This window comes from Collinsella aerofaciens, assembly GCF_902501475.1.
In the GTDB taxonomy this organism is placed as follows: Bacteria; Actinomycetota; Coriobacteriia; order Coriobacteriales; family Coriobacteriaceae; genus Collinsella; species Collinsella aerofaciens_AL.
Genome location: NZ_CABWIF010000058.1, coordinates 1 through 23,379, shown reverse-complemented (window position 1 = coordinate 23,379; position 23,379 = coordinate 1). Strand labels below are relative to the sequence as shown.

Genomic DNA, 23,379 nt, shown 5'->3' with positions numbered 1-23,379 from the left:
ATCCCGCGTGAGCCACAAGCCCCGCGGGATGATTTTTCTGGGACGGGGATTAAAAAACATTATGCATAGAAAATCATAATTATCATTTCGTAAACATTTCGATGAAATTAACGCCATGAGGCATGCTTGCGGTTACAATACCGCGAGGCCTAACTACACACCTTTAAGCCGGTCCTGTGAGACCGGGAAGGAGAATTATGGCGAACAACCATACCGCGGGCGCTGCCGCCCGCACCTTCGCGCCCAGCGAGCTTTGCCAGCGTATGCTGGCCAAAACCAGCAAGGGCACCTGCGGTCCCTGCATCCTGTATCTTGAGGATGGGACCATTTTTTATGGACGTGCATGCGGCGCCGAGGGCACCGCGACCGGCGAAGTCTGCTTCAACACCTCGCTCGAGGGCTACTTTGAGGTCATGACCGACCCGAGTTATGCCGGCCAAATCGTAACCATGACCTATCCGCAGATCGGCAACTACGGTATCGACGAGACCGACGTCCAGTCGGCCTTCCCCGGCGACGCCGTGCGCCCTGCGAGCGCTCCGGCCATGCGCGGCATGATCGTTCGCGACATGTGCGCCACGCCTTCTAACTGGCGCTCGGCCGTCAGCGTGCCGGAGTACCTGCGCGCTCACGGCATCGTCGCTATCGAGGGTGTCGACACTCGCGCCCTGGTGCGCCACCTGCGCGACAATGGTTCCAAGATGGGCATTATTTCGACCGAGATCTTCGACGTCGACGAGCTTGCCGAGCGTCTGGCCGCTGCGCCCACGCTGGTAGGCGAGAACCTGGTCAAGACCGTAAGTTGCCCCGTACCTCACGAGTTTGTGGCCGCCGACCTGCCTGCCACGCATGACTTTGCGCTTACGGCTGCCGCTCCTGCCCGTCACAAAGTGGTCGCCTACGACTGCGGTGTGAAGCGCGGCATTCTGGAGGGTCTGGTCCGCGCCGGCTGCGACCTTACCGTCGTGCCGTGGGATACGCCCGCCCAGCAGGTGCTCGACATGAATCCCGACGGTGTCTTTTTGTCCAATGGTCCCGGCGACCCCGACGCCGTGGTGGAGACCTACGAGCAGGTGCAGCAGCTGATCGGCAAGGTGCCGGTCTTTGGTATTTGTCTTGGTCACCAGATGATCAACCTGGCCTGCGGCGCTCAGATGGAAAAGCTTAAGTTCGGTCACCGCGGTGGCAACCAGCCGGTCATGAACCTGGTAAGCCGTCGCGTGGAGATTACCGCGCAAAACCATGGCTTTGGTCTGCTGTTCCCCAGCTTGGGCAAGCTTGTCCCCGAGCTTTCCGGCGGCGAGACCGAGCATGCGGCCGATGGGGATCTGCGCGTCTGGGTGCGCCGCGGCATCGCGCCAGTCGTGATGAACGAGCGCTTCGGCCGCATTCGCCTGACGCATGTGAACCTCAACGACGGCACCGCCGAGGGCATCCAGCTGCTCGACGCGCCGTGCTTCTCGGTGCAGTACCACCCCGAGGCCTCGCCCGGACCCACCGATGCCCACTATCTCTTTACTGCCTTTACGCGACTCATGGACGGCGAGGAGAACTACCTGGACATCGACACCGCGAAGGACCGCCTGCAGGGCTGGAACTTTGCCGACGATGGTTCCGCCGTTCTACCGAACGGCGGACCGGTCGACGCTGCGGCTGCATCTGGCACATCATCTTGCCGCTCTGCTTCGGACGCGCGGGCATAAGCCCAGCGCGCCCTCGCATCACGGCAACCTGATGCACCAGCTGCACCCTCGCTGACTTTTCCAAAACATTGAGTCAGCCTCTCTAGGAGGTTTTAAACATGCCGAAACGTACTGACATCAAGCGTATCCTCGTCATTGGTTCGGGCCCCATCGTCATCGGCCAGGCCTGTGAGTTCGACTACTCCGGTGCCCAGGCCTGCAAGGTGCTCAAGGAGGATGGCTTTGAGGTCATCCTGGTCAACTCCAACCCGGCGACCATCATGACCGACCCAGGTCTTGCCGACCGCACCTATGTCGAGCCCATCACCGCCGAATTTATCGAGCGCGTAATCAAGAAAGAGCGCCCGGACGCGCTGCTGCCCACGCTGGGCGGCCAGACCGGTCTGAACGCCGCTGTCGAGCTGGCGAAAGACGGTACGCTCGACAAATACGGCGTCGAGATGATCGGCTGCGACCTGGCCGCTATCGAGCGCGGCGAGGACCGCAAGCTCTTTAACGAGGCCATGGCCGAGATTGGCCTGGAGGTCGCGCGCTCGGGCTATGCCTACAGCGTGGCCGACGCCGAGGCTATCGCCGAGCGCGTGGGCTATCCCTGCGTACTGCGCCCGAGCTTTACCCTCGGCGGCGCCGGTGGCGGCATCGCTCACACCCACGAGGAACTCGTCTCCATCGTGAGCCAGGGCCTGGAGCTCTCGCCTGCCCACGAGGTGCTGGTCGAGGAGTCCATCGAGGGCTGGAAAGAGTATGAGATGGAGGTCATGCGTGATCACGCCGGCAACGGCATCATCGTGTGCTCCATCGAGAATCTCGACCCCATGGGCGTGCATACCGGCGACTCCATCACCGTGGCGCCGGCGCAGACCCTCTCCGACCTTGAGTATCAGCGTATGCGTGTCGCCTCGCTCGCCATCTTGGAGAAGATCGGCGTCGAGACCGGCGGCTCCAACGTGCAGTTTGCCGTGAACCCCCAGACCGGCCGCCTGATCGTCATCGAGATGAACCCGCGCGTGAGCCGCTCGTCCGCACTGGCCTCCAAGGCCACGGGCTTCCCCATCGCTAAGGCCGCCGCTCGCCTGGCCGTGGGCTACACGCTCGACGAGATCGTCAACGACATCACCAAGGCTACGCCCGCCTGCTTTGAGCCCACAATCGACTACTGTGTCGTCAAGGTGCCGCGCTTTGCCTTCGAGAAGTTCAAGGGTACCGACCCCACGCTCACCACGCGCATGAAGGCCGTGGGCGAGATCATGGCGATTGGCCGCACCTTTGAGGAGGCCTTTGGCAAGGCCATGCGCTCGCTGGAGGACGGACACCAGGGCATTTGCGCCGGTGGCAAGGAGGGTGCCGACAAGCTGAGCGACGACGAGCTCGCTCAGGCCGTGGCAACCCCGACCGAGCACCGCATCTTCTTTGTGGTCGAGGCCCTACGCCGTGGCTGGGACGTCACGCGCATCCATGCCATTTGCGGCATCGACCCGTGGTATATCAACCGCATCAACGACATGGTGCAGGTCCAGGAGAGCATCCGCGGCCTGCGTGTGGAGGATATCGACGCCGACGCGATGCGCCTGCTCAAGCAGTACGGCACGAGCGACGCCGAGATCGCCGCGCTGACCGGCTCGGACGAGCGCTTTGTGCGCGCCTATCGCAAGGGCCTTGGCGTGGTTCCCAGCATGAAGACGGTCGATACCTGCGCTGCGGAGTTCTCGAGCGCCACGGAGTACCACTACAAGACGTACGAGAATATCTACCGCATGAGTCCGGATGCCAAGAAGTGCGTGGCTCCCGACGAGACCACGCCGGCGGACAAGCCCAAGGCGATGATCCTGGGCGCCGGCCCCAACCGTATCGGCCAGGGTATCGAGTTCGACTACTGCTGTGTGCATGCGAGCTATGCGCTGGCGGCCCGCGGCTTTGAGACCATCATGGTCAACTGCAATCCTGAGACCGTTTCGACCGACTACGACACGTCCGACCGCCTTTACTTTGAGCCGCTCACCTACGAGGATGTCATGGACGTCATCGATGTTGAGCGCCCCGACGGCGTCGTGGTGACGCTCGGCGGCCAGACCCCGCTTAAGCTGGCGCGCATGCTCGAGGAGAGCGGCGTGAACATCATGGGCACCAAGCCCGACGCCATCGATTTTGCCGAGGATCGCGAGCGTTTTGCCGCCCTGCTCGACAAGCTGGGCATCATGTACCCGCCGGCGGGCCAGGCCACCTCGTTTGAGGAGGCCGAGGCCGTGGCCGCGCACATTGGCTACCCGCTGCTGGTACGTCCGAGCTACGTGCTGGGCGGCCGCGGCATGATGATCGCCTACGATGCCGAGCACCTGCGCGATTACATGGCCGAGGCCGCGCGCATTAGCCCCGACTACCCGGTGTACCTGGACCGCTTCCTGGAGGGTGCGATCGAGTCCGATGTCGACGCCCTGTGCGATGGCGAAGAGGTCTACATTGGCGGCATTCTGGAGCATATCGAGGAGGCCGGTATCCACTCTGGCGACTCCGCGACCTGCATCCCGCCGTTCAGTTTTAGCGAGAGCCTGCAGGCAAAGCTTCGCGAGACCACGCGCCGCATCGCGATGGCGCTGGGCGTACGCGGCCTGGTCAACGTGCAGTACGCCATCAAGGGCGAGACCGTCTACGTGATCGAGGCAAACCCGCGCGCGAGCCGCACCGTGCCGTTCATCTCCAAGGCAACCGGCGTGCCGCTGGCCAAGTGCGCGGCGCGTATCATGGCGGGCGATTCTATCGCCAGCCTGGGTCTGCCGAGCGACGAGCGTCAGCTGGACTGGTTCTGCATGAAGGAAGCCGTTATGCCCTGGGGTCGTTTCCCGGGCGCCGACGTTATCCTGGGTCCCGAGATGAAGTCGACGGGCGAGGTTATGGGTATCGCCAAGAGCTATCCCGAGGCATACGCCAAGACGCAGCTGGCGATTGACTACAAGCTGCCCGACCCGAGCGCCGGCAAGGTGTTCATTAGCGTGTGCGACCGAGACAAGCGCCACATCCTTTCGGTCGCCCGTATCCTGCGCTACCTGGGCTTTGACATCTGCTCCACCGAGGGCACGGCGCGCGTGCTGCGCGGCGGCAACGTGACATGCGAGGTCGTGGAGAAGATCAGCGGCCCGCATGACGGCGAGCGTCCCAACATCGGCGACCTCATCGCCGATGGCAAGATTGCGGTAATCATCAACACGCCGTACGGCCCGGGTTCGCGTGGCGACGGCTATCTGTTGCGTACCGAGGCGGTGCGCCGCGGCGTGACCTGCGTGACGGCGATGTCTGCGGCCAACACGTACGTGAGTGCCATCGAGGCAGTGCGTGAGGACCAGCAGGGTCACGGTAGCGCCAACGACATGGGCATGGACGTCATCGCCCTGCAGGACCTGCCGCAGCACACGGTGTAGTGTGACCTGGCCGGCCGGGGCGGGAGGGGCCGAGATTTCCCCCTTTCGCTCCGGCTGCAAGCAGAGTCGCTCAGGAGGAAACTCGGCCCCTCCCGCCCCCGGCCTGCGGTGACTTGGCTGCTCCGTGTGCTGCGGAAGGGGCTTTGCGCGATGACTAGGGCTGAATAAAAAGTGAGTGTGGGATCCGCCGTTCGTTCGAACGGCGGATCCCACGTTAATATTTCAGCCAACGTACGTCATAGCAATCCCCGGTAGGTCGCAGGGCGCTTCGCGGGCGGGCCAGGCTTTATCTGAACGACTTTGCGAAGCAACCGGAGTGAAGATAAAGCCTGGCCCGCCCGCGAAGCGCCACAAAGACCGCAGGGACGGGAGCAGCTATACTACTCTCAGTAGTTAAGGGTCGCGGATCCGCCGCGTCGCCGCTCTCAACAGGAGGTCTTTGTTTATGGCAGATCAAAAGCCGGTTGTCGGGATCATCATGGGCTCCAAGTCCGATCTGGGCGTTATGGAAGGTTGCACCGCCGAGCTCGAGGCGCTTGGTGTGCCCTATGAGCTCGTCATTGCGAGCGCACATCGCACGCCGGCGAAGGTCCACGAGTGGGCTTCGACCGCTGCCGATCGCGGTATCAAAGTGATTATCGCCGCCGCCGGCAAGGCCGCTCACCTGGGTGGTGTCGTGGCTGCCTTTACGCCACTGCCGGTTATCGGTGTGCCTATGAAGACGAGTGACCTGGGCGGTATGGATTCGCTGCTGTCGATGGTGCAGATGCCTTCGGGCGTGCCCGTGGCCTGCGTTGCCATCAACGGCGCCAAGAACGCCGCCATCTACGCCACGCAGATTCTGGGCGCTTGCGACCCCGAATACCGCAAGGTTATCGAGAAAATGAAGCAGGAGATGGCCGACGCCTAGGCGTTCCGCCGTTACACCGCAGTATAAGGAGAGCCATGTCCGACTATCAGGGAAAACGATTCAAGGCTTCTCAGATTCCCGATCCGTCGAAGCCGGATGCTGCCCATGCGGCGCAGCAGGGTCGGGCATCCTCTCCTCAGCAGCCACGCGCGCCGCGCCCCGTGACACCGGCGACGCATCGTCGGCAGGACGCGCCGGCCGCATATCGACCTTCATCTTATAGCACCGCTAAGAAGCCGCCCCGGTCTTCATCGCATGCCGCGCCGTCGGATTACACCGAGCCGCCGCGCAAAAAGCGCCGCTCCATTATTCCCATTCTGCTCATCATCATCGGCATCGGCCTGATTGTTGCCGCCGCTGCCATCTTTATCAATGCTCAGATTGGCTATAAGCAGGCAAGCGATTCGTACCAGAAAATCGAAAAGCAATATGTAAGCGATAAGGACGCCAGCGGCGTGCCGATTATCGACTTCGATGCACTTGCCCAGACAAATCCCGAGGTTGTGGGTTGGATTTACGCGCCGGGAACCAACATCAACTATCCCGTGGTGCAGACCAATAACAACTCCAAATACCTCAACACGCTGTTTGACGGTACGTCCAATGCATCGGGTGCGATCTTCTTGGACAGCGACGATACCGCGCCGGGAATGGTTGACCAGCAGACCACGATCTACGGCCACCACATGAATGACGGGTCGATGTTCAACGTGATTTCGGACACCACTGATCAGGCAACGTTCGATAGCATCGAGTTCGTGTATTACATCACACGGGATGCTACGTATAAACTGCGACCACTGGCGACCAAAGTTGTCGAGGACACGTATGCCAAGGCGCGCACGCCCAATTTTGAGGGCGATGACGGGCTCAAGAACTACCTGTCCGAGATGCTCGACGGTGCCTCTGCCGTGGCGAGCGATGCCACCGATCGTGCCGCTTCGGCAACCAAGGTCGTGACGCTTGTGACCTGTCGTTCGTTATCGCTGAGCAACACGCGTGCTGTCATGGTGCTCACGCCGGTCGAGGAATAAGTTGTTCGAGAGTAGCTAAAAAGCCCCGTTCCAAATTGGCTACTCGACGACGGTAAGGGAGAAATGATGCTCGAGAATGGCAAAACGATGCCTTCGGTTGATGCTTGGCTGCGCGAGGCCAAGGCCGATTCGTCGGCACCTGCGTGCGGTATGTATCTGACACATAACGGTGTGGTGCGCGCGACGCCCAAGGCCGAGGCGCGCGGTGTCGAGACCGATGGCGTGGCGCCGGGCCACAAGGTGGGCGGCATGGTGTTCGGATACGACGCCAGCAAGGTGCAGGCTGCTATCGAGGCCACGAGCGCGATGCCAGGTATCGGCTATGTGCGCGTGTGGTTGGCAAGCGGCGAGCTTGCCGTAGGTGACGACATCATGCTCGTGCTCATCGGCGGGGACATTCGCCCGCACGCGGTCGATGCGCTGCAGGCGCTCGTCGGCACCATCAAGAATGAATGCGTGAGTGAGGTCGAGCGCGAGGCGTAGAGGCTTGCGTCGATAGAAGGCGGCTTATAAAAATGCCCGCCGGTACGTGTGATACCGACGGGCATTTTGCGTTTTGGGCGCGGTGAGCGCTACACGCGCGTTGCATCCTTGGGGCTCATGGTCATGCTCTGGAAGCGATTCTCCATAAAGTCATTATCGAAGTACTTGCCGTAGAACTGCGCAACGGGAATATCCGGTTCCGTGCCGTTGACGCGCTGATACCAATAATCGAGCGACTGCAGCGTCATAACGCCATCGACCAGCATAATGATGGTGAAGATGACAGTAGCCGAGTAGCGACTCTTCCACGGAATCATGTTGATGAGCTTGAGTAGCCTCGGCAGCAGCAGCTTGATCCAGATGAGGCCACCCAGGCCCCACAGGCAGGCGAAGCCCGTGCAGGTACGTCCGCCGGTAAGGACGGCGAGCGGATCGGGCATGCCAAAGAGCTTCATATGTGAGTAGCTCCACGAGACCACTCCAAACGAGGTCTGCATAAACCAGCCCACGAACACCTCAAAGCTCGCGCCGAGCAGCGCGCTCACCAAAAAGATAATGATGGGGTTCTTTTTGTAGAAGCGGTTGAGCACCATGGTCATGAGTACGGCGCCAAATCCATAGATGGGGCTGAAGGGGCCAAACAGCATGCCGGCGCGGTTCTGGTAGACGCCAGGGTCGTCGACCGTCATGTGCCAGATGTCCTCGGCGATCAGGCCGAGTATGCAGCAGACAAAGAATACCCAGAACAGGTTGAAGTAGTTGAGCTTGATGTAGCCTTCGCCGGTTTCATCGCGCCCGAGCATGCCCTCGGCGGCGGCGTCGCGATCGAGCATTTCCTGCAGGCGGCGTTGCAGCTCGCGCTCCTGGCGCAGCGTGGGGTCGACGGTGGTCGAAAGCGCGACGAGGATGCCGAGCTGGATGGCGGGGCGCAGCAAGAAAGGCCCGATGCCCTGGAGCATCACGTCAACCAAAAGCTCGACGACGGTCAATGCGATAAGGATATAGGACAGACGGGCGGCATTGCGGCGCTGGTTCTTGATGAGGTCAAGGCCAAAGATGATCAAGATGACGGCACTGGCAGCCGAGAGCATGATGCCGGCGACAATCAGTCCGACCGCGACGAGCGTGTTGTCGCCGAGCTTGGCGGCGGCGTTGCCGTTGATGAGCGCGGTGATGACCTGCCACATAAAGGCGCCGACCGACGGGAGCGTGCCCACGCCGGACAGGATGCACAGGACGGCGTACACCTTAATGATGAGGGGGATCTTCTTGACCTCCGTGGCGCTGGGGACGCTGGGGTCGAGTTCGTTTCGATCCATACATAACCTTTCTCGTTTTGCTGTAGGTACAAGGATACGCCGCCGACCTGCTAAAAGACAGGACAAACGACCCAATTGCAGCAATGTAAGCCCTAGCGGTGGACGAGACGCGTCGCGACGGAAGCATGCGGGATCGTCGGTCCCGAGGCGCCTGCCCAATAAAATGTTTGGCTGCAAAACGGATTATAAGCTCGGTGGGCTTTTAAAAAGCGCTGTTCATGCGCGGGAGTGCTTGTCTTGCCGTGCGTATAATAGGGCAGGTAACGCCAAATAACGAGGCTCTGAGGGGATGCCATGTCTCAAGAAACCATCCGCGCGGCCGAGCGTGCCGCGGGACAGGTGAAGACCATGTCGACGTATGATCCGGACTCCGACCAGCTGCATGAGGAATGCGGCATTTTTGGTGTGTGGGCACCCGATCGCGATGTGGCCCGACTGACGTACTTTGGCCTGCGTGCGCTACAGCATCGCGGCCAGGAATCGGCGGGAATCGCCGTGGGTGATGGCGGCACGGTTATGGTTCGCAAAGACCTGGGACTGCTCGATCGCGTGTTCTCCAACGCCGACTTGTCGACGCTCTCCGGCCAGCTGGCCGTGGGTCACGTGCGCTATGGCACTGCCGGTGCCAAGAGCTGGGAAGCCTCGCAGCCGCATCTTTCCACCATCAACAGCGTCATTATCGCGCTTGCTCACAACGGCACTCTGGTCAACACCGACGAGCTACGCCGCCAGCTGATCGAGCTGGGCGTGCCGTTCCTCTCCAATTCGGATTCCGAGGTCGCGACCAAGCTTATCGGCTACTTTACTCAGCGTACGGGCCACCTGCGCGAGGGCATTCGCAAGACCATGGAGCTCGTGCGCGGCGGCTACGCCATGACGCTCATCAACGAGCAGGCGCTCTACGCATTCCGCGATCCGCACGGCATTCGCCCGCTCGTGCTGGGCAAGCTGGTGGACGAGGGTTTGGACCAGGCCGATGCCGCATCCGTTTCGCAGCTGCCGTCGCAGGACGGCGCCGCGACGGTCGACTCCGCCGTCCATGTCACGCGCGCCGGCGGCTGGGTCGTTGCCTCCGAGACCTGCGCACTCGACATCGTGGGTGCCGAGTACGTCCGTGACGTCCGTCCCGGCGAGATCTTGCGCATCAGCGCCGAGGGTCTGGTATCCGAGCAGGGCGTGCCTGCAGCCGAAGAGCCCGCCAACTGCATCTTTGAGCAGGTCTACTTCGCCCGTCCCGACTCCATCATGAACGGCAAGAGCGTCTATGCCTGCCGTTATGACATGGGTCGTCAGCTGGCACACGAGGAGCCCGTCGAGGCCGACCTGGTCATCGGCGTGCCCGACTCCGGCCTGCCGCCCGCGGAGGGGTATTCGCACGAGAGCGGTATTCCCTTTGGCGAGGGCCTCATCAAGAACCGCTACGTGGGCCGTACGTTTATCGAGCCTACGCAGGAGTTGCGCGCCATGGGCGTGCGTATGAAACTCAACCCGCTGCGCGACAACATCGAGGGCAAGCGCCTGGTCGTCATCGACGACTCCATCGTGCGCGGCACCACCATGGTGCAGCTCGTCAAGATGCTGCGCAACGCTGGTGCCAAGGAGATTCACATCCGCATCAACTCGCCCGAGGTCATCTGGCCGTGCTTCTACGGCATCGATACCGACGTGCAGTCGCAGCTTATTAGCGCCAACAAGACGGTCGACGAGATTTGCGAGTACATCGGCGCCGATTCGCTGGCTTTCCTTTCGGTCGAGGGCCTGCTGAAGGTCATGCCCAAGGGCGGCTACTGCGATGCGTGCTTTACCGGCCGCTACCCCGTGGCGATTCCCGAGAGTTTTGGCCGCGACAAGTTCATGGAGGGCTTTAAGCCCCGCAACCTGGATAAGCCGCTGCACTTTGACGACGACGCCGTGGTCGAGAAATACGACGACCGCAGCTGGGAAGAGGAGCACGGCGAGGCCTAAAGCCTGCCATGTAGGGACAGGTTTATTCTGGTAGGTTTTACCTGCTGTTTTGTTGATATGACGGCGTGTGCTGTTATGGCACACGCCGAAATGAACGCAACTATGAGCACCGTTTGGCGCCCGCGCGGCGCCACGGTAGTGGGAGAGGAAGGCTCAGATGAGCGACAGCAAGCATGTGACGTATGAGGATGCCGGCGTCGATACCGCTGAGGGCGGCCGCGCCGTCGACGCTATTAAGCAGATGGTCAAGGACACCAATCGCCCCGAGGTTATCGGCGGTATCGGTGGCTTTGGTGGCTTATTCTCGGCCGCCGCGCTTAAGGATATGGAAGACCCGATTCTGATTAGCGGTACCGACGGCGTGGGCACCAAGCTCGTGCTCGCCCAGATCATGGACCGTCACGAGACGGTGGGCCAGGACCTGGTCGCTATGTGCGTCAACGACATTCTGGCTTCGGGCGCCGAGCCGCTGTTTTTCCTGGACTACGTTGCCATCGGTCACATCGAGGCCGAGCACATGGCAAAGATCATCAAGGGCGTGGCCGATGGCTGCAAGCTCGCGGGCTGCGCGCTCGTGGGCGGCGAGATGGCCGAGCACCCCGGCGTCATGGCGCCTGCCGACTACGACCTCGCCGGCTTTACCGTGGGTGTCGTCGATCGTCCCAAGATGCTCGACCCCGCGAACGTCCGCCCCGGCGACGTGATTCTGGGCCTGCCTTCCACCGGTGTGCACTCCAACGGCTACTCGCTCGTGCGTAAGGTCATCGGCGTCGACGGTATTAAGCCGGGTACGCCCGAGGCCGCCGCTAAGGCCGAGGAGCTGAGCCGCCCGCTCGAGGAGCTTGGTGGTGCATCGCTGGCAGACACTCTGCTGGCCCCCACGCGCATCTACGTCAAGCCGGTTCTTGAGCTGCTCCGCGGCGGCGCTCCGGTGCACGCCATCGCCCACATCACTGGCGGCGGTATTACCGAGAACCTCAACCGCGCGCTCGCCGACGACGTCGACGCCGTGGTCACCCGCAACGGTGCCGAGATGGGTTGGGACGTTCCGCCCGTCATCACCTATGTGTCGCGCCAGGCCGAGCTTGCGCCCAACGAGGCATGCAAGACCTTCAACATGGGTGTTGGCCTGTGCCTGATCGTCGCCCCCGAGGACGAGGCTGCGGTTACCGAGGCCCTGGTCGCGCTGGGCGAGAAGCCGTTCCGCGTGGGCGAGTGCGTCGAGGGTTCCGGTAAGGTCGTGTACTCCGATGAGCGCTAACGAGCAGATGGCTGATGCCGAGGGCCTGGGCTTTGTGCCCTACACCCGTCCGACCGGCACCGATACGGCCGAGCCGCTCAAGATCGGTGTGCTCATCAGCGGTTCGGGTACCAACCTGCAGGCGCTGATCGATCTGATCGCCGCCGGCAAGCTCAACGCTTCGATTGGGCTTGTGGTGTCGAGCCGTCCTTCGGCTAAGGGTTTGCAGCGCGCTGAGCGCGCGGACATCCAGACGCTCACGCTGTCTAAGGATGTCTACGCCGACCCCATCGCCGCCGACGAGATCATCGCGCACGAACTGCTCGAACGCGGCTGCGAGTATGTGGTCATGGCCGGCTACATGCGCATGGTGCACACGCCGCTGCTGGCGGCGTTTCCCAACCGCGTGGTCAACTTGCATCCGGCGCTGCTGCCGAGCTTTACCGGTGCGCATGCGATTGACGATGCCTTTGCGCGCGGCGTCAAGGTAACTGGCGTGACCGTGCATTTTGCCAACGAGATCTACGACAACGGTCCCATCATCGCCCAGCGTGCGCTGGCTGTTGAGGAGGGCTGGGATGTCGACACGCTCGAGGAGCACATCCACGCGATTGAGCACGTGCTGTATCCCGAGGTCGTGCAAATGCTCGCCGACGGCCGCGTCCACGTGCTGGAGAGCGGCAAGGTCGCAATTGACGCGCCTCGCGGCTAGCGGCGCACAGTACAATTTAGCCGAGTAGTCAGGGTGGTCATTGGCGCCAAGGCGCGCGTGGCCACCTTTTGTTTTTGGGTAGTCATCGGGGACGGTCTTTAACGACTAGTCATTCAAGAACGTCGCAGGTGACTGGGTGAGAGAGGTGAGCGCATGGCGGATAACGAAGTTCTGTTTACGCCTGAGCTGGTGTTTTTTGATTGGGAGTGTGCAACGCCGGATGAGGTGTTTGCGCGGCTCGAGGGCGAGCTTGCACCACGTGGCTACATTGCCGACGGTTGGCTCGACGCCGTTCGCACGCGAGAGGATGCCTATCCCACGGGTCTTGCCATGCCGGCGGCAAACATTGCCATTCCGCATACCGATCCGGGGTTTGTGGCCAAGCCCTATATCGCGGTGGTGAAGCCCGCCGCGCCCGTGACATTTAACGCTATGGCTGGCATGGGCGCTCCGGTGCCGGCGCAGATCGTCATCAATTTGGGTATTGCCGAGCCGGGCGGCCAGGTCGAGGCCCTGCAGGCGCTCATGAACATCTTTATGGACGCCGATGCTGCAGCCGACGTGCTCGGCCAGACCACGCCCCAGGGCATGGTCGACGCCATCCGCCGCCACTTCTAAGGTGGGGCTGAGTCGGCACTTGGGGGACGTTCCTTTTCTGTCGGCACTTGGGGGACTGTCCCTAACTGCCGGCACATAAAGAACGTCCCCAACTGCCAAGTGCCGCATCTGCCCCCTTTGCACCAAAATGGTGCAGATTAACCTGCCCCCAATGTACCAAGCGTGCCGCGGGGGCCGCGTTGTGACACAATGGCGTTTGTTCGATTCGTTATGCGAAAGGCCGACTATGGCAAATAAGAAAAAGAACTCCGAGGCCGCGCCGACGCCCGAGCAGCAGGCTCGCGCTGCCTCCAGCTCTCGCAAGAAGCAGCGCAAGACGTACGTGTCTAAGACCGTCAAGATCGTCCTGGTGGTCATCGGCGTGCTGGCGATGCTGCTTTCCGTCTCGGCGATGGCGTGCTCCGGTCTTATGTCGCGGGCTGAGGACACCTCGGGCTACAAGCTGACCGGCGGTGTTGCTGCTACTATCAACGGCACCAACCTCACCGAGGACACCGTGACCAAGCAGATCATGAGCATGCGCACGTCCTACGGCTACACCAAGGACAAGGACTGGGCGCAGTATCTGGTCGACAACGACCTCACGCCCAAGAAGTACCGCAAGCAACTCATCGACTCCTACACGCAGCAGATTCTGCTTCAACAGGCACGGAAGGAGAACGGCGTGACGGTGTCGGATGAGGAGGTCGAGAAGGCTTGGAAGGACGCGTGCAAGAGCGCGGGCGGTGCCAAGGCCTTTAAGAAGACCCTCAAGACCTACGGCTATACCGAGGACACCTACAAGGATTCGCTCAAGGAGAGTCTGGCGCAGCAGAAACTCAAGGATGCGGTAGCGCCCACAAGCAAGCCCAAGGACAGCGAGATCGTCGATTACATCAACGAGAACCTGTCTAACTACAACGATGCTCGCCGCTCGTCGAACATCCTGATCAAGGCTGATTCCGATGCTTCCGACGAGGACAAGGCTGCCGCCAAGGCCAAGGCGCAGGAGTGCCTGGACAAGATCAACTCCGGTGAGCTGAGCTTTGAGGACGCCGTTGAGCAGTACTCCGAGGACACCGGTTCCAAGGAGAAGAAGGGCGATGTGGGCTGGGATAAGCTCACCACCTTCGTCGACAGCTACCAGGCGGCGCTCGAGGGGCTCAACAAGGGCGATGTGAGCGACGTCGTCGAGTCGACCTATGGTTATCACATCATCAAGTGCACCGACTACTTCCATGTCGATAATCAGGTCGATGACATTAAGCAGGTGCCCAAGGACATCAAGAAGTACGTCTCCAACGTGGTGAAGACGCAGGCGGCAAGCACTGCGTACAGCGAGTGGCTGGAGCAGTACAAGAAGGACGCCGACATCACCGTTAACCCAATGCCCAAGGACGTGCCGTACAACGTCAGCCTGAAGGGCGTCACCAAGAGTTCGACCGACGATTCGTCGACGACTAAGTAATCATGGGGCGGTGCACGCGTGAGTACCGCCCACGCTATTGAGGAGGATATGCAGATGACCAACGAAGAGCTGCAGAAGGAAATGATTGCGGCCATGAAGGCCAAGGACAAGGTTCGCCTGTCTATCATTCGCCAGGTTAAGGCCGAGGTGAAGAATATCGAGGTCAACGAGCGTCGCGATGTGACCGAGGAAGACGTCAACAACATGATCAAGCGTCTGATTAAGCAGACGAGTGAGACACTGGAGATGTCCATTAAGGCCGGTACCGACCAGGAGCGTACCGACAACCTGACCGAGCAGGTCAAGATTCTGGAGAGCCTGCTGCCCGCGCAGGTTTCGGGCGAGGAGCTCGAGGCCCTGATCGAGCAGGTTATCGCCGAGCTGGGTGCCACGTCCAAGAAGCAGATGGGCCAGGTCATGGGCGCTCTGGGTAAGGCCACTGGCGGCAACTTCGATAAGCCGGCAGCAGCAAAGATCGTCGGCGCCAAACTCGCATAGGGGCCTAGCGGTACATAGTTGATGTTGAGGGGGCGTGGCCGTCATGGTCGCGCCCCTTTTTGCTGGCTGGGCACTCATTGGGGACGGACTTAAATGAGTGCCCAATGAGTAGGCACTCATTTAAGTCCGTCCCCAATGAGTGAGTGGAAGGTTGCGGGTTCTTTACGGGAATGTAGTGTGGGCTGCGGAAACGCGGTTCTTTCCGTACAATAGTTCAACTCGTGTAAACGCAGGGAAGGGACATTCATGGCAGACATGATCGAGATCAAGCATCTCAACAAGTACTTTGGCGACCTGCATGTGCTCAAAGATATCGATCTCACCGTCAAGCGCGGCGAGAAGCTCGTAATGATCGGGCCTTCCGGCTCGGGTAAGTCGACACTCATCCGTTGCGTCGATTATCTGGAGGAGCCCACGTCGGGCGAGGTCGTCATCGACGGTACGCCGCTCACCAAAAAGAATCACCTGGAGATGGCTCGCAAGTATAGTTCCATGGTGTTTCAGCAGTTCAACCTGTATCCCAACATGACGGTGCTCGGCAACCTGACGCTCGCGCCCATCAAGCTGCAAAAGAAGAGCAAGGAGGAGGCGACCGAGATCGCCATCGCCGCGCTCAAGCGCGTTGGCATGGCGCATAAGGCCGGCGAGTATCCGCAGAATCTCTCGGGCGGTCAGCAGCAGCGCATCGCCATCGCCCGCGCCCTGTGCACCAAGCAGCCCATCATCCTGTTTGACGAACCGACCTCGGCGCTCGACCCCGAGATGGTCCAGGAGGTTCTGGACGTTATGATTGAGCTCGCGCAGGAGGACATCACCATGATCTGCGTGACGCACGAGATGGGTTTTGCGCGTCAGGTGGCCGACCGCGTCATCTTTATGGAGGACGGCCGCATTCTGGAGGAGGGCACGCCCGAGCACTTCTTCGATAACCCCGAGAACCCGCGCTGCCGCGAGTTCCTGTCCAAGATTCTGCACTAGGCGCGGTGATGGACATGACGGATATGACAAGGACGGCCGTGTCGCGCCGTCACTTTTTGCAGCTGGCGGGCGCCGGTATGCTTGCGCTGACGGGGATCGCGCTTGCCGGTTGCGGCAACTCCACCAGCGGCGAGGACTCCGACAAGGGGTCTAAGCTTGCGGCCATTAAGTCGCGTGGCCATCTGAATGCCGGCGTTAAGAAGGACGTTCCCGGCTACGGCTATTACGACACCGCCAAGGGCCGCTTTGAGGGCATGGAGGTCGATTTGTGCTACCAGATCGCCGCTGCCGTCTTTGGCGTGAGCTACAAGGAGGCCCGCGCCCAGGAGCTTGTCGAGTTTACCGACGTAACGCCCAAGACACGCGGCCCGCTGATCGATAACGGCCAACTCGACGTGGTCGCGGCGACCTACACCATCACCGACGAGCGCAAGAAGAGCTGGGATTTCTCGACGCCGTACCGCACCGACTACGTGGGACTCATGGTCAAGAAGCGTTCGGGCTTTACCTCGATTGAGGACCTGGACGGCAAGGTCATTGGTGTGAGCCAGGGTGCCACCACGCAGGGCCTGATCGAGCAGATGATCAAGGACAACGGCTTTAGCTGTAAGCCCGAGTTTAGGGCATTTAGCGGCTACCCCATCATCAAGAGTTCGCTCGACGCCGGCAATATCGACGTCTTTGCCATGGACCGCTCCACGCTGGCCGGCTACATGAACGAGACCGTTGAGTTGTTGCAGCCCGAGGTCAAGTTTGGCGAGCAGGGCTACGGCGTGGCGACCAAGAAGGGCTGCGACCTTTCGGCCGTGGTCGATCAGGTGATTTGTGATCGCCTGGCCGATGGCTGGCTCGACCAAGAGGTCAAGACCTGGGGTCTTGTATAGGCACATCGTCCAAGGAAGGAATCAAATGCTCGAAGGATTATTTGACGCCGACCGTTGGTCGACGACATTTCAAAACATGGGGCCCTTCTGGGAGGGCTTTGGCGTGACGCTGCAAGTGGTCGTTGCCGGCCTGCTGTTGTCGCTGGTGCTGGGCACGCTGCTGGGCGTGTTCTCTACCACTCGCTCGCGCGTGCTGCGCGCCATAAGCCGCGTGTACGTGGAGTTTTACCAGAACACCCCGTTGCCCGTGCAGGTGCTCTTTATGTACATGGCCGGTCCGCAGTTTTTGCAGGCCATAACCGGTGCCGACCAGCCGGTGCGCATCGCGCCGTTCGTGCTGGGCTTCTTGGGCGTGGGCCTGTATCACGCGGCCTACATTTCGGAGGTTATCCGCACTGGTATCGAGGCGGTTCCGCGTGGTCAGATGGAGGCGGCCCAGAGCCAGGGCTTCACCCGTGCCCAGGCGTACTGGTACATCGTGCTGCCCCAGACATTCAAGATCATTCTGCCGCCGCTGTGTAACCAGGCGCTCAACCTGGTCAAGAACACGTCGGTGCTGGCGCTTGTGGCCGGCGGCGACCTTATGTACCGTTCCGACAACTTTGTGAGTCTGTACGGTTACCTGCAGGGATATATCGTCTGCTGCCTTATGTACTTCATCATCTGCTTTCCGCTCGCCATGTTGGTGCAGTGGCTCGAGCGCCGCTCCAAGGAGCGTCCGCGCGGCGTGAGTCTGGCCGAGCTGGGGCTCGACAACGTAGAGGAGGCCTAGCGCATGGAAATCTTCAACGCGACCAACCTGCTCTACATTTGGGGCGGCTTTGTTAAGACCATCGAGATCTCGGCGCTGTCGATCTTTTTCTCGCTCATCTTTGGCACGGTGCTGGCGCTCGTTAAAAGCTATGCGCCCCGCCCGTTCCGTATTTTGGTGAGCGCCTATATCGAGCTGTTCCGTTGCACGCCGAACCTGCTGTGGATCCTGTTTATCTACTTCACGGTGCAGGGTTTGGACATTGTGATTTCGACCATCGCCTTTACGCTGTTTACCAGCGCTGTTATGGCCGAGATTGTGCGCGGCGGCCTCAACTCGATTCCGCGCGGCCAGTTTGAGGCGGCGCAGAGCCAGGGCTTTGGCTTCTTTGCCACCATGCGCTACATCATTCTGCCGCAGACGTTTAAGACGATCATTCCGGCGCTGTTTAGCCAGTGCACGACCGTCATCAAGGACAGCTCGTATCTTTCGGGCATTAACGTGGCCGAGCTCATGTACACGGCAAATGTCGTGATGGCCCACGCGATCGACCTGACGCAGGTGCTTATGCTCTACGGCCTGGTGTTTGCGATGTACTTTGTGCTCAACTTTGGTATCTCGCTACTGGTCCGAGCTTATCAACGTCGTATTGTGGCAGCGTAGAATGTGGCAAAGGGACAGCCCCTTTGCCACATAGAGAAAGGAATCGCGATGAGCGATCTGGAGAATAAGAAGAGTCCTGTGGTCATTACCATCGCGCGCGACTTTGGTGCCGAGGGCCACGAGATCGGCCGTATCCTTGCCGATGAGCTGGGGATTCCGCTGTACGATAACGAGCTGCTGGTGCGTGCGTCGCTGCGCGCGGGCGAGTCGCTCGACAAGATGGCTGCCTACGACGAGCGCCTGGCCGTGGAGAATATGGCGTTTCTGCCCGACCGCTACGATGCGCGTTCGTACTCGGACAAGTTGTTCCAAAAGATGAGCCAGGTGATTTTGGATCTGGGCGAGACCGAGAGCTGCATTATCGAAGGCCGCCTGTCCGATTACCTGCTGCGCAACAACCCCAATCACATCGCCGTGCTGGTAACCGCTCCCTTTGAGGACCGCGTCGAGATCGTGCGCAAGAAGCGTGGCCTCAACAAAAAGAAGGGCGCCAAGCTGGTCAAGCAGCAGCAGAAGGCGCGCGAGGCGTTCTATAAGCGCTACAGCGCCGGAAAGTGGAAGATGACGAGCGGCAAGGACATCGTCGTCAACCGCGCCAAGCTGGGCCGCGAAGGCTGCAAGGATGTCATCGCCGCAGCCTACCGCTACAAAGTCGCTCAGCTCGAAGGCTAACCGACCAAAACCACCACAAAGGGGACAGGCACTTTTGTGGTGGTTTTTGTTTTAGGCCGAGGGGAAGGCTTTGGTGAGACCGGCGCGCGTTTGCGTGTCGGTCTTTTGGTAGATGGAGCTCAGGTGGCGCTGGACCATACGCATCGAGATGCCGAGCTCCTCGGCGACCTGTTTAAGTGGACGTTCGTCCTGGGTTACGGCTATGAGCACGTCGACTTCGCGCGGGGTGAGAGCGTGATTGGCGATGAAGGCCTGGCGCTGCTCTTCGATACTCGGCGCAGCGAGCGCCTCCTCGGCAAGCTGTTGATGCTTACGCTCCTGCTCGGTTTGGGGTAGGCGGAACAGGCCGGCTGCCACGAATGTCGCGCAGGCGGCGACGAGCAAAACGAGCGCACCGATCATAATGAGAGAAACATTGCCAGAGGTCACAAGCGCAAGCGAGACGCCCGACGTGGTGAACGCGCACACATTATTGGCCGCACGGCCCATGCCGGCCCAGAAGGCGGGCACGTGCATGCGTGGTGCAAGCTGAGTAAACGTGGCGGTGAAGAACGTGACGAAAAAGCCCGAGCTCAGGTAAAAGACGATAAGGCCCAGGTTGGGATCGGCCCCGGCCTCTACGGCTAGGATGGAAATGGTCGAGAGCACGGCGATACCGAGCATGACAAGTCCCATGTAGCGGCGCTCGGCAAGGTCAAAGATAAGACCGGCGGCAAGGCCGCTTGCCGCTAAAAAGAGGCGCGGCCAGGTTTGCACGGCAATGGTGCCGTGGGCGTTGGAGAGTGTGACCACGTTGTCGAGGGTCGAGAACAAGCAGGCAAGAATCATGACGAGCGCGATACTCCAGCACGCCTGCTTGGCGAGGGCGTGCGAGGGCTCGGCAAAGGGATTGATGGTGGGGCTGGAGCTCTCGGCAGCCTTTTGGGGAACGACGCCGAGGGCGGATATGGCGATCGTCGCTGTGCCAAGGACGATGAGCTCTGCGATACCGCCGCAATCGAGCAGGTTGATGGCGAACTGCATCAGGATGCCCGCGGCATAGGCCGCTCCCGCGCCGGTGGCGAGCTTGGGATCATCCTGGAATGCCAACGAAAAGGCGTGGTGAGTGGCGGCGCCCAGCAGGCCGAGTCCGAGGAATGCGAGGCACCCCAGAATCTCGAGCGCAAGCGGGCTCGTGGGGGACTGAATCTGAAGCAGCCCCAAGATGGCGATGGGGACGGCGGCACTGACAACTGCCTGAGGCTGGCCTTTGCGCTGCGCGTGATCAAGCAGCGGCGCGTATCCGATAAAGCCAAGCACGCTCGCACCCAGAATAACGCCCTGCGCAATCACAACACGCTCGGCACCGGTGAGCAGCCCGACATTAATGTCGAATCGAAACTCGGCGGCAAGAAAGACAAAGGTAAAGAGCGCGAGTGCCAGAAGCGCGTTGATTTTAGGCCTGCTCAGGTTCAAGGACGGTCCTTTGGGTGGACGAATGATCGTGTCCTCGATTGTAGCGTTCCCGGGACGAGTGTGGCGATGGCGAAATCATATTGAATTAAACCGCAGGTAGAGGCCTAGGTTCACATCTACGAACCTAGGCATACGGAGTCATTTGGCACATCTTGGTGGTGCAGGACCACCACAAAGGGGACAGGCACCTTTGTGGTGGTATGTCCCTACGACCAAGGAGGCCGTTATGAACGGAAGGCACTTCGATAAACAAACTCAGCGTGAGCGCACCTGCTCGCTGGCTCACGGTACTTGGCGTTGTGTGGGTGCCAAAATAGCTTGCGCCGGCGCGTGTGCGCTTATGGTTGGCCAGCTGCTGCTGCCGAGCGTGGCACTGGCGACGGAATGTGCCGATTCCGCCGCTGGGACGGATGAGGTTGCCGCGGCTCCGGTGACGCCGACGGTTGCGGAGGATACGGCGGCTCCGGCGCCGGTACCGGTGGCTCCGGCTGCGCCGATGACTGACGCGGCTCCGGCGGCACCGTCCACGGCAGAAGCTCAGCAAGATCAGCAGGACGCATCAGCGGCAACGGGGAACGATACAGTTGCTGCCAACCAAGATGGCTCTCTTGGTGGCACCGACAGCTCGTCGGCAAACAACACCATCATGCCCTGTGGCGTGACCGATGTGACAGGCGGGAGCGGCGTTAGGGTCAATACGACCGTGGTCGATCATTATACGAACTGCGTGCTTTCGGACAACATCACGCTCAAAAAGGGCCAGCCGTATACCTATGATGATTTTCCCGATGTAGAAGGTGGCATTCCAGAAACGCTTGCGAGCGAAGTCGTCGAGGTTAAGTACTACAGGGCCGATGCCGCTTCGGGCACTCTGGTCGAAGTTCAGGATGCGTCCATGTCCGACGTGACGGCTCGCTTCGAACCCGTTGGCAATCACATGAGGCTGACGCTGACCTTTACGGGTGGCGCGGCAGGCGGTTCGTATCGACTCACGCGCAATGAGGATCTTTATATTGGCGCGGCACTGACGTATACCAGCACCGACTATGGCACCGACTATGAAGGTGACAACAGCTACGCGGGCAGCTCGATTACCGTCAACGAAACCAGGGACGACTATTACCTCCACTACGCCATCAATAGCGAAATTACGCTTGTTGCGTCAGAAAGCGAAGCCCTCCATAACCTGGACGTCAACGACGTGAAGACCGACTACGCGCCCGGCGAGGTGCCCCGCGCGACCGCGACGATTCCCGCTGCTGACGCCGACAAGTACGAGATCGCCTACGAGTGCTGGGAGGAGATGGATGGCAGCGACCCCGCCGAGCTCACACCCGTTGCCTTCTGGTATTCCGACCCCGCCAAGTATCCGACGGGCGCGAGGAGGATCGACCACTTCGAAGAGGGCAAGTTCTACATGTTTTCCGTTGAGCTGAGGCTCAAGGGCGACAATACCGTGGCCGATGACTGCAATATGAACGTCAACGGTCGTTGGGTGCACCACATCAAGACCGACAACGGCGTCTTTGCGCCCAATGCTGACAATATGCTGTGCGAGCAGCCAATCGACGAATGGCGTGCCATCGACGTTATAGAGATCAACGGCGCCACGACCACCTTCAAGGCGGGCGATAAGCCGGTCTTTACGGCGAATGTTCCGACGGGCTCCAACTCCCTTCCTCAGTGTGAGTACTGGACGGGTAGCGACGGCAGCGAAGTGAACTCTCAGAAGTTCTGGGATCAGAACATCACGAACCACATCGACGCCTTTAAGCCTGGCGTGACCTATCGCTACGGTATCTACCTCAAGCCCGCGCGCGGATTCTACTTTACGCCCAACACCAAGCTGGTGATCAACGGCCAGGAGTGCGGCTACCAGGTGGGCGAAGCGAGTGTAGTTGATCCCGAGAGCGGCTGTATCTTCACTCTGTGGCTCAACACCGATCTGACGTTTACGCCCGAGGCCACGCCGGCTCCGGTCGACCCCGAAAAGCCAGCGCCGCAGCCTGAAGTCAAGCCTGAGCCCAAGCCCGAGGTGAAACCTGAGACCAAGCCCGCGACAAAGCCGGTCACGACAACCACCACGGCCAAGACGGTTGAGAAAACCACGCAGGCCAAGAAGGGCGACGCTACTCTGGCTGCCACGGGTGACGCTACCGCAATGACGGTTACCGCCCTAGGCATCGCCGGCGCAACCGTAGCCGCCGCCGGCCTCGCAGCGACCAAGCGCCGCAAGCGTTAGGGTTGGGTGGCGGCGCCCATCCTCGACGTTAGTAAAATCTCAATCTGTAACACCAAGCCAGTCAAAACGGCTCCAGATGTTACAGATTGAGACAAAGCGGGGGCGGCTGGCGCAATATCTCGATCTGTAACAACTGCAAGGCTCAACGGGCTCCAGGTGTTACAGATCGAGACAAACCGACCAGCCAGGCTCCAAACCACCACAAAGGTGCCTGTCCCCTTTGTGGTGGTCGGGCGGTCGGCATAGAAAAAGTCCCCGCCGGGCGTGAACTGCACCCCAAAACTTGGACGGCTTAAATAAGAACTACGCCGCAAGGGACTGTCTCCGGAACTCCTCCGGGGTCAGTCCCTTCAGTTTAACCTGGCGCCTCCTCGTGTTCCAATGGACCACGA

The 23,379-nt window shown here is 60.7% G+C and carries 20 protein-coding genes; 17 read left to right on the top strand and 3 right to left on the bottom strand.

What is annotated here, in order from left to right:
* Window positions 1-197: 197 nt before the first annotated feature.
* The 5 genes from carA (at window position 198) to GDJ93_RS09260 (ending at window position 7,543) form a co-directional block, all read left to right on the top strand.
* Entirely contained in the window at window positions 198-1,703 is a 1,506-nt protein-coding gene (gene carA / locus GDJ93_RS09280) for a glutamine-hydrolyzing carbamoyl-phosphate synthase small subunit (protein WP_226812579.1), read from the top strand.
* Between the two features lie 98 nt (window positions 1,704-1,801).
* Complete coding sequence (carB, locus tag GDJ93_RS09275) at window positions 1,802-5,116, top strand: carbamoyl-phosphate synthase large subunit (RefSeq protein ID WP_152068583.1); 3,315 nt, start codon at window positions 1,802-1,804, stop codon at window positions 5,114-5,116.
* 445 nt (window positions 5,117-5,561) lie between these two features.
* Window positions 5,562-6,026, top strand: a complete 465-nt coding sequence (purE, locus tag GDJ93_RS09270) for a 5-(carboxyamino)imidazole ribonucleotide mutase (RefSeq protein WP_006235810.1) — start codon at window positions 5,562-5,564, stop codon at window positions 6,024-6,026.
* A 35-nt stretch (window positions 6,027-6,061) separates the two neighbouring features.
* A complete protein-coding gene (locus GDJ93_RS09265; RefSeq protein ID WP_152068582.1) occupies window positions 6,062-7,060 on the top strand; it encodes a class B sortase in 999 nt (332 codons plus the stop codon).
* Window positions 7,061-7,126: 66 nt separating this feature from the next.
* Window positions 7,127-7,543 (top strand): molybdenum cofactor biosynthesis protein MoaE, encoded by a 417-nt coding sequence (locus GDJ93_RS09260; protein WP_226812578.1) that lies wholly within the window; start codon window positions 7,127-7,129, stop codon window positions 7,541-7,543.
* Window positions 7,544-7,632: 89 nt separating this feature from the next.
* Here GDJ93_RS09260 and GDJ93_RS09255 read toward each other — a convergent pair whose 3' ends face one another.
* A complete protein-coding gene (locus tag GDJ93_RS09255; protein WP_006235807.1) occupies window positions 7,633-8,862 on the bottom strand; it encodes a putative ABC transporter permease in 1,230 nt (409 codons plus the stop codon).
* Window positions 8,863-9,156: 294 nt separating this feature from the next.
* Here GDJ93_RS09255 and purF point away from each other — a divergent pair, with 294 nt between their 5' ends.
* The 11 genes from purF to GDJ93_RS09200 all read left to right on the top strand — a co-directional run bounded on the left by purF (window position 9,157) and on the right by GDJ93_RS09200 (window position 19,290).
* The gene (gene purF / locus GDJ93_RS09250; protein ID WP_152068580.1) at window positions 9,157-10,827 is read left to right on the top strand and encodes an amidophosphoribosyltransferase; all 1,671 of its coding nucleotides are present in this window, start codon (window positions 9,157-9,159) and stop codon (window positions 10,825-10,827) included.
* A 157-nt stretch (window positions 10,828-10,984) separates the two neighbouring features.
* Window positions 10,985-12,088, top strand: a complete 1,104-nt coding sequence (purM, locus tag GDJ93_RS09245) for a phosphoribosylformylglycinamidine cyclo-ligase (protein ID WP_152068579.1) — start codon at window positions 10,985-10,987, stop codon at window positions 12,086-12,088.
* Entirely contained in the window at window positions 12,078-12,779 is a 702-nt protein-coding gene (gene purN / locus GDJ93_RS09240) for a phosphoribosylglycinamide formyltransferase (RefSeq protein WP_152068578.1), read from the top strand. The genes purM and purN overlap by 11 nt, the downstream gene beginning before the upstream one ends.
* Window positions 12,780-12,932: 153 nt before the next feature.
* The gene (locus tag GDJ93_RS09235; protein WP_152068577.1) at window positions 12,933-13,397 is read left to right on the top strand and encodes a PTS sugar transporter subunit IIA; all 465 of its coding nucleotides are present in this window, start codon (window positions 12,933-12,935) and stop codon (window positions 13,395-13,397) included.
* A gap of 226 nt (window positions 13,398-13,623) precedes the next feature.
* Window positions 13,624-14,844 carry a peptidylprolyl isomerase gene (locus tag GDJ93_RS09230; RefSeq protein ID WP_152068576.1) on the top strand — a complete coding sequence of 407 codons (1,221 nt, stop codon included), beginning with the start codon at window positions 13,624-13,626 and terminating at the stop codon, window positions 14,842-14,844.
* A 54-nt stretch (window positions 14,845-14,898) separates the two neighbouring features.
* A complete protein-coding gene (locus GDJ93_RS09225) occupies window positions 14,899-15,342 on the top strand; it encodes a GatB/YqeY domain-containing protein (protein WP_117769746.1) in 444 nt (147 codons plus the stop codon).
* A gap of 246 nt (window positions 15,343-15,588) precedes the next feature.
* On the top strand, window positions 15,589-16,320 hold the full coding sequence (locus GDJ93_RS09220) for an amino acid ABC transporter ATP-binding protein (protein ID WP_152068575.1): 732 nt from the start codon (window positions 15,589-15,591) through the stop codon (window positions 16,318-16,320).
* Between the two features lie 8 nt (window positions 16,321-16,328).
* A complete protein-coding gene (locus GDJ93_RS09215; protein WP_152068574.1) occupies window positions 16,329-17,204 on the top strand; it encodes a transporter substrate-binding domain-containing protein in 876 nt (291 codons plus the stop codon).
* Between the two features lie 25 nt (window positions 17,205-17,229).
* A complete protein-coding gene (locus GDJ93_RS09210) occupies window positions 17,230-17,976 on the top strand; it encodes an amino acid ABC transporter permease (RefSeq protein ID WP_035136546.1) in 747 nt (248 codons plus the stop codon).
* Between the two features lie 3 nt (window positions 17,977-17,979).
* Window positions 17,980-18,618 carry an amino acid ABC transporter permease gene (locus GDJ93_RS09205; RefSeq protein ID WP_152068573.1) on the top strand — a complete coding sequence of 213 codons (639 nt, stop codon included), beginning with the start codon at window positions 17,980-17,982 and terminating at the stop codon, window positions 18,616-18,618.
* A 48-nt stretch (window positions 18,619-18,666) separates the two neighbouring features.
* Window positions 18,667-19,290, top strand: a complete 624-nt coding sequence (locus GDJ93_RS09200; protein ID WP_148331746.1) for a cytidylate kinase-like family protein — start codon at window positions 18,667-18,669, stop codon at window positions 19,288-19,290.
* Window positions 19,291-19,341: 51 nt separating this feature from the next.
* On the opposite strand, the gene GDJ93_RS09195 is transcribed toward GDJ93_RS09200, so the two are convergent.
* Window positions 19,342-20,745, bottom strand: coding sequence for a helix-turn-helix transcriptional regulator (locus GDJ93_RS09195; protein WP_152068572.1), 1,404 nt, complete (start codon window positions 20,743-20,745; stop codon window positions 19,342-19,344).
* Window positions 20,746-20,971: 226 nt separating this feature from the next.
* Between GDJ93_RS09195 and GDJ93_RS09190 the strand changes: the two genes are divergently transcribed.
* Window positions 20,972-22,987: an LPXTG cell wall anchor domain-containing protein gene (locus GDJ93_RS09190; protein WP_152068571.1), complete on the top strand. Its 2,016-nt coding sequence runs from the start codon at window positions 20,972-20,974 to the stop codon at window positions 22,985-22,987.
* Between the two features lie 303 nt (window positions 22,988-23,290).
* On the opposite strand, the gene GDJ93_RS09185 is transcribed toward GDJ93_RS09190, so the two are convergent.
* Window positions 23,291-23,377 carry an IS3 family transposase gene (locus tag GDJ93_RS09185; protein ID WP_226812388.1) on the bottom strand — a complete coding sequence of 29 codons (87 nt, stop codon included), beginning with the start codon at window positions 23,375-23,377 and terminating at the stop codon, window positions 23,291-23,293.
* Window positions 23,378-23,379: the final 2 nt, after the last annotated feature.

Bases quoted from the DNA above. Each gene is read 5' to 3' on its own strand.
- GDJ93_RS09220 (WP_152068575.1), top strand. From the start codon at position 15,589: ATGGCAGACATGATCGAGATCAAGCATCTCAACAAGTACTTTGGCGAC.
- GDJ93_RS09190 (WP_152068571.1), top strand. From the start codon at position 20,972: ATGAACGGAAGGCACTTCGATAAACAAACTCAGCGTGAGCGCACCTGC.
- purN (WP_152068578.1), top strand. From the start codon at position 12,078: ATGAGCGCTAACGAGCAGATGGCTGATGCCGAGGGCCTGGGCTTTGTG.
- purM (WP_152068579.1), top strand. From the start codon at position 10,985: ATGAGCGACAGCAAGCATGTGACGTATGAGGATGCCGGCGTCGATACC.
- GDJ93_RS09225 (WP_117769746.1), top strand. From the start codon at position 14,899: ATGACCAACGAAGAGCTGCAGAAGGAAATGATTGCGGCCATGAAGGCC.
- carB (WP_152068583.1), top strand. From the start codon at position 1,802: ATGCCGAAACGTACTGACATCAAGCGTATCCTCGTCATTGGTTCGGGC.
- GDJ93_RS09230 (WP_152068576.1), top strand. From the start codon at position 13,624: ATGGCAAATAAGAAAAAGAACTCCGAGGCCGCGCCGACGCCCGAGCAG.
- purE (WP_006235810.1), top strand. From the start codon at position 5,562: ATGGCAGATCAAAAGCCGGTTGTCGGGATCATCATGGGCTCCAAGTCC.
- GDJ93_RS09210 (WP_035136546.1), top strand. From the start codon at position 17,230: ATGCTCGAAGGATTATTTGACGCCGACCGTTGGTCGACGACATTTCAA.
- GDJ93_RS09200 (WP_148331746.1), top strand. From the start codon at position 18,667: ATGAGCGATCTGGAGAATAAGAAGAGTCCTGTGGTCATTACCATCGCG.
- GDJ93_RS09205 (WP_152068573.1), top strand. From the start codon at position 17,980: ATGGAAATCTTCAACGCGACCAACCTGCTCTACATTTGGGGCGGCTTT.
- GDJ93_RS09260 (WP_226812578.1), top strand. From the start codon at position 7,127: ATGCTCGAGAATGGCAAAACGATGCCTTCGGTTGATGCTTGGCTGCGC.
- GDJ93_RS09235 (WP_152068577.1), top strand. From the start codon at position 12,933: ATGGCGGATAACGAAGTTCTGTTTACGCCTGAGCTGGTGTTTTTTGAT.
- carA (WP_226812579.1), top strand. From the start codon at position 198: ATGGCGAACAACCATACCGCGGGCGCTGCCGCCCGCACCTTCGCGCCC.
- purF (WP_152068580.1), top strand. From the start codon at position 9,157: ATGTCTCAAGAAACCATCCGCGCGGCCGAGCGTGCCGCGGGACAGGTG.
- GDJ93_RS09265 (WP_152068582.1), top strand. From the start codon at position 6,062: ATGTCCGACTATCAGGGAAAACGATTCAAGGCTTCTCAGATTCCCGAT.
- GDJ93_RS09215 (WP_152068574.1), top strand. From the start codon at position 16,329: ATGGACATGACGGATATGACAAGGACGGCCGTGTCGCGCCGTCACTTT.
- GDJ93_RS09255 (WP_006235807.1), bottom strand. From the start codon at position 8,862: ATGGATCGAAACGAACTCGACCCCAGCGTCCCCAGCGCCACGGAGGTC.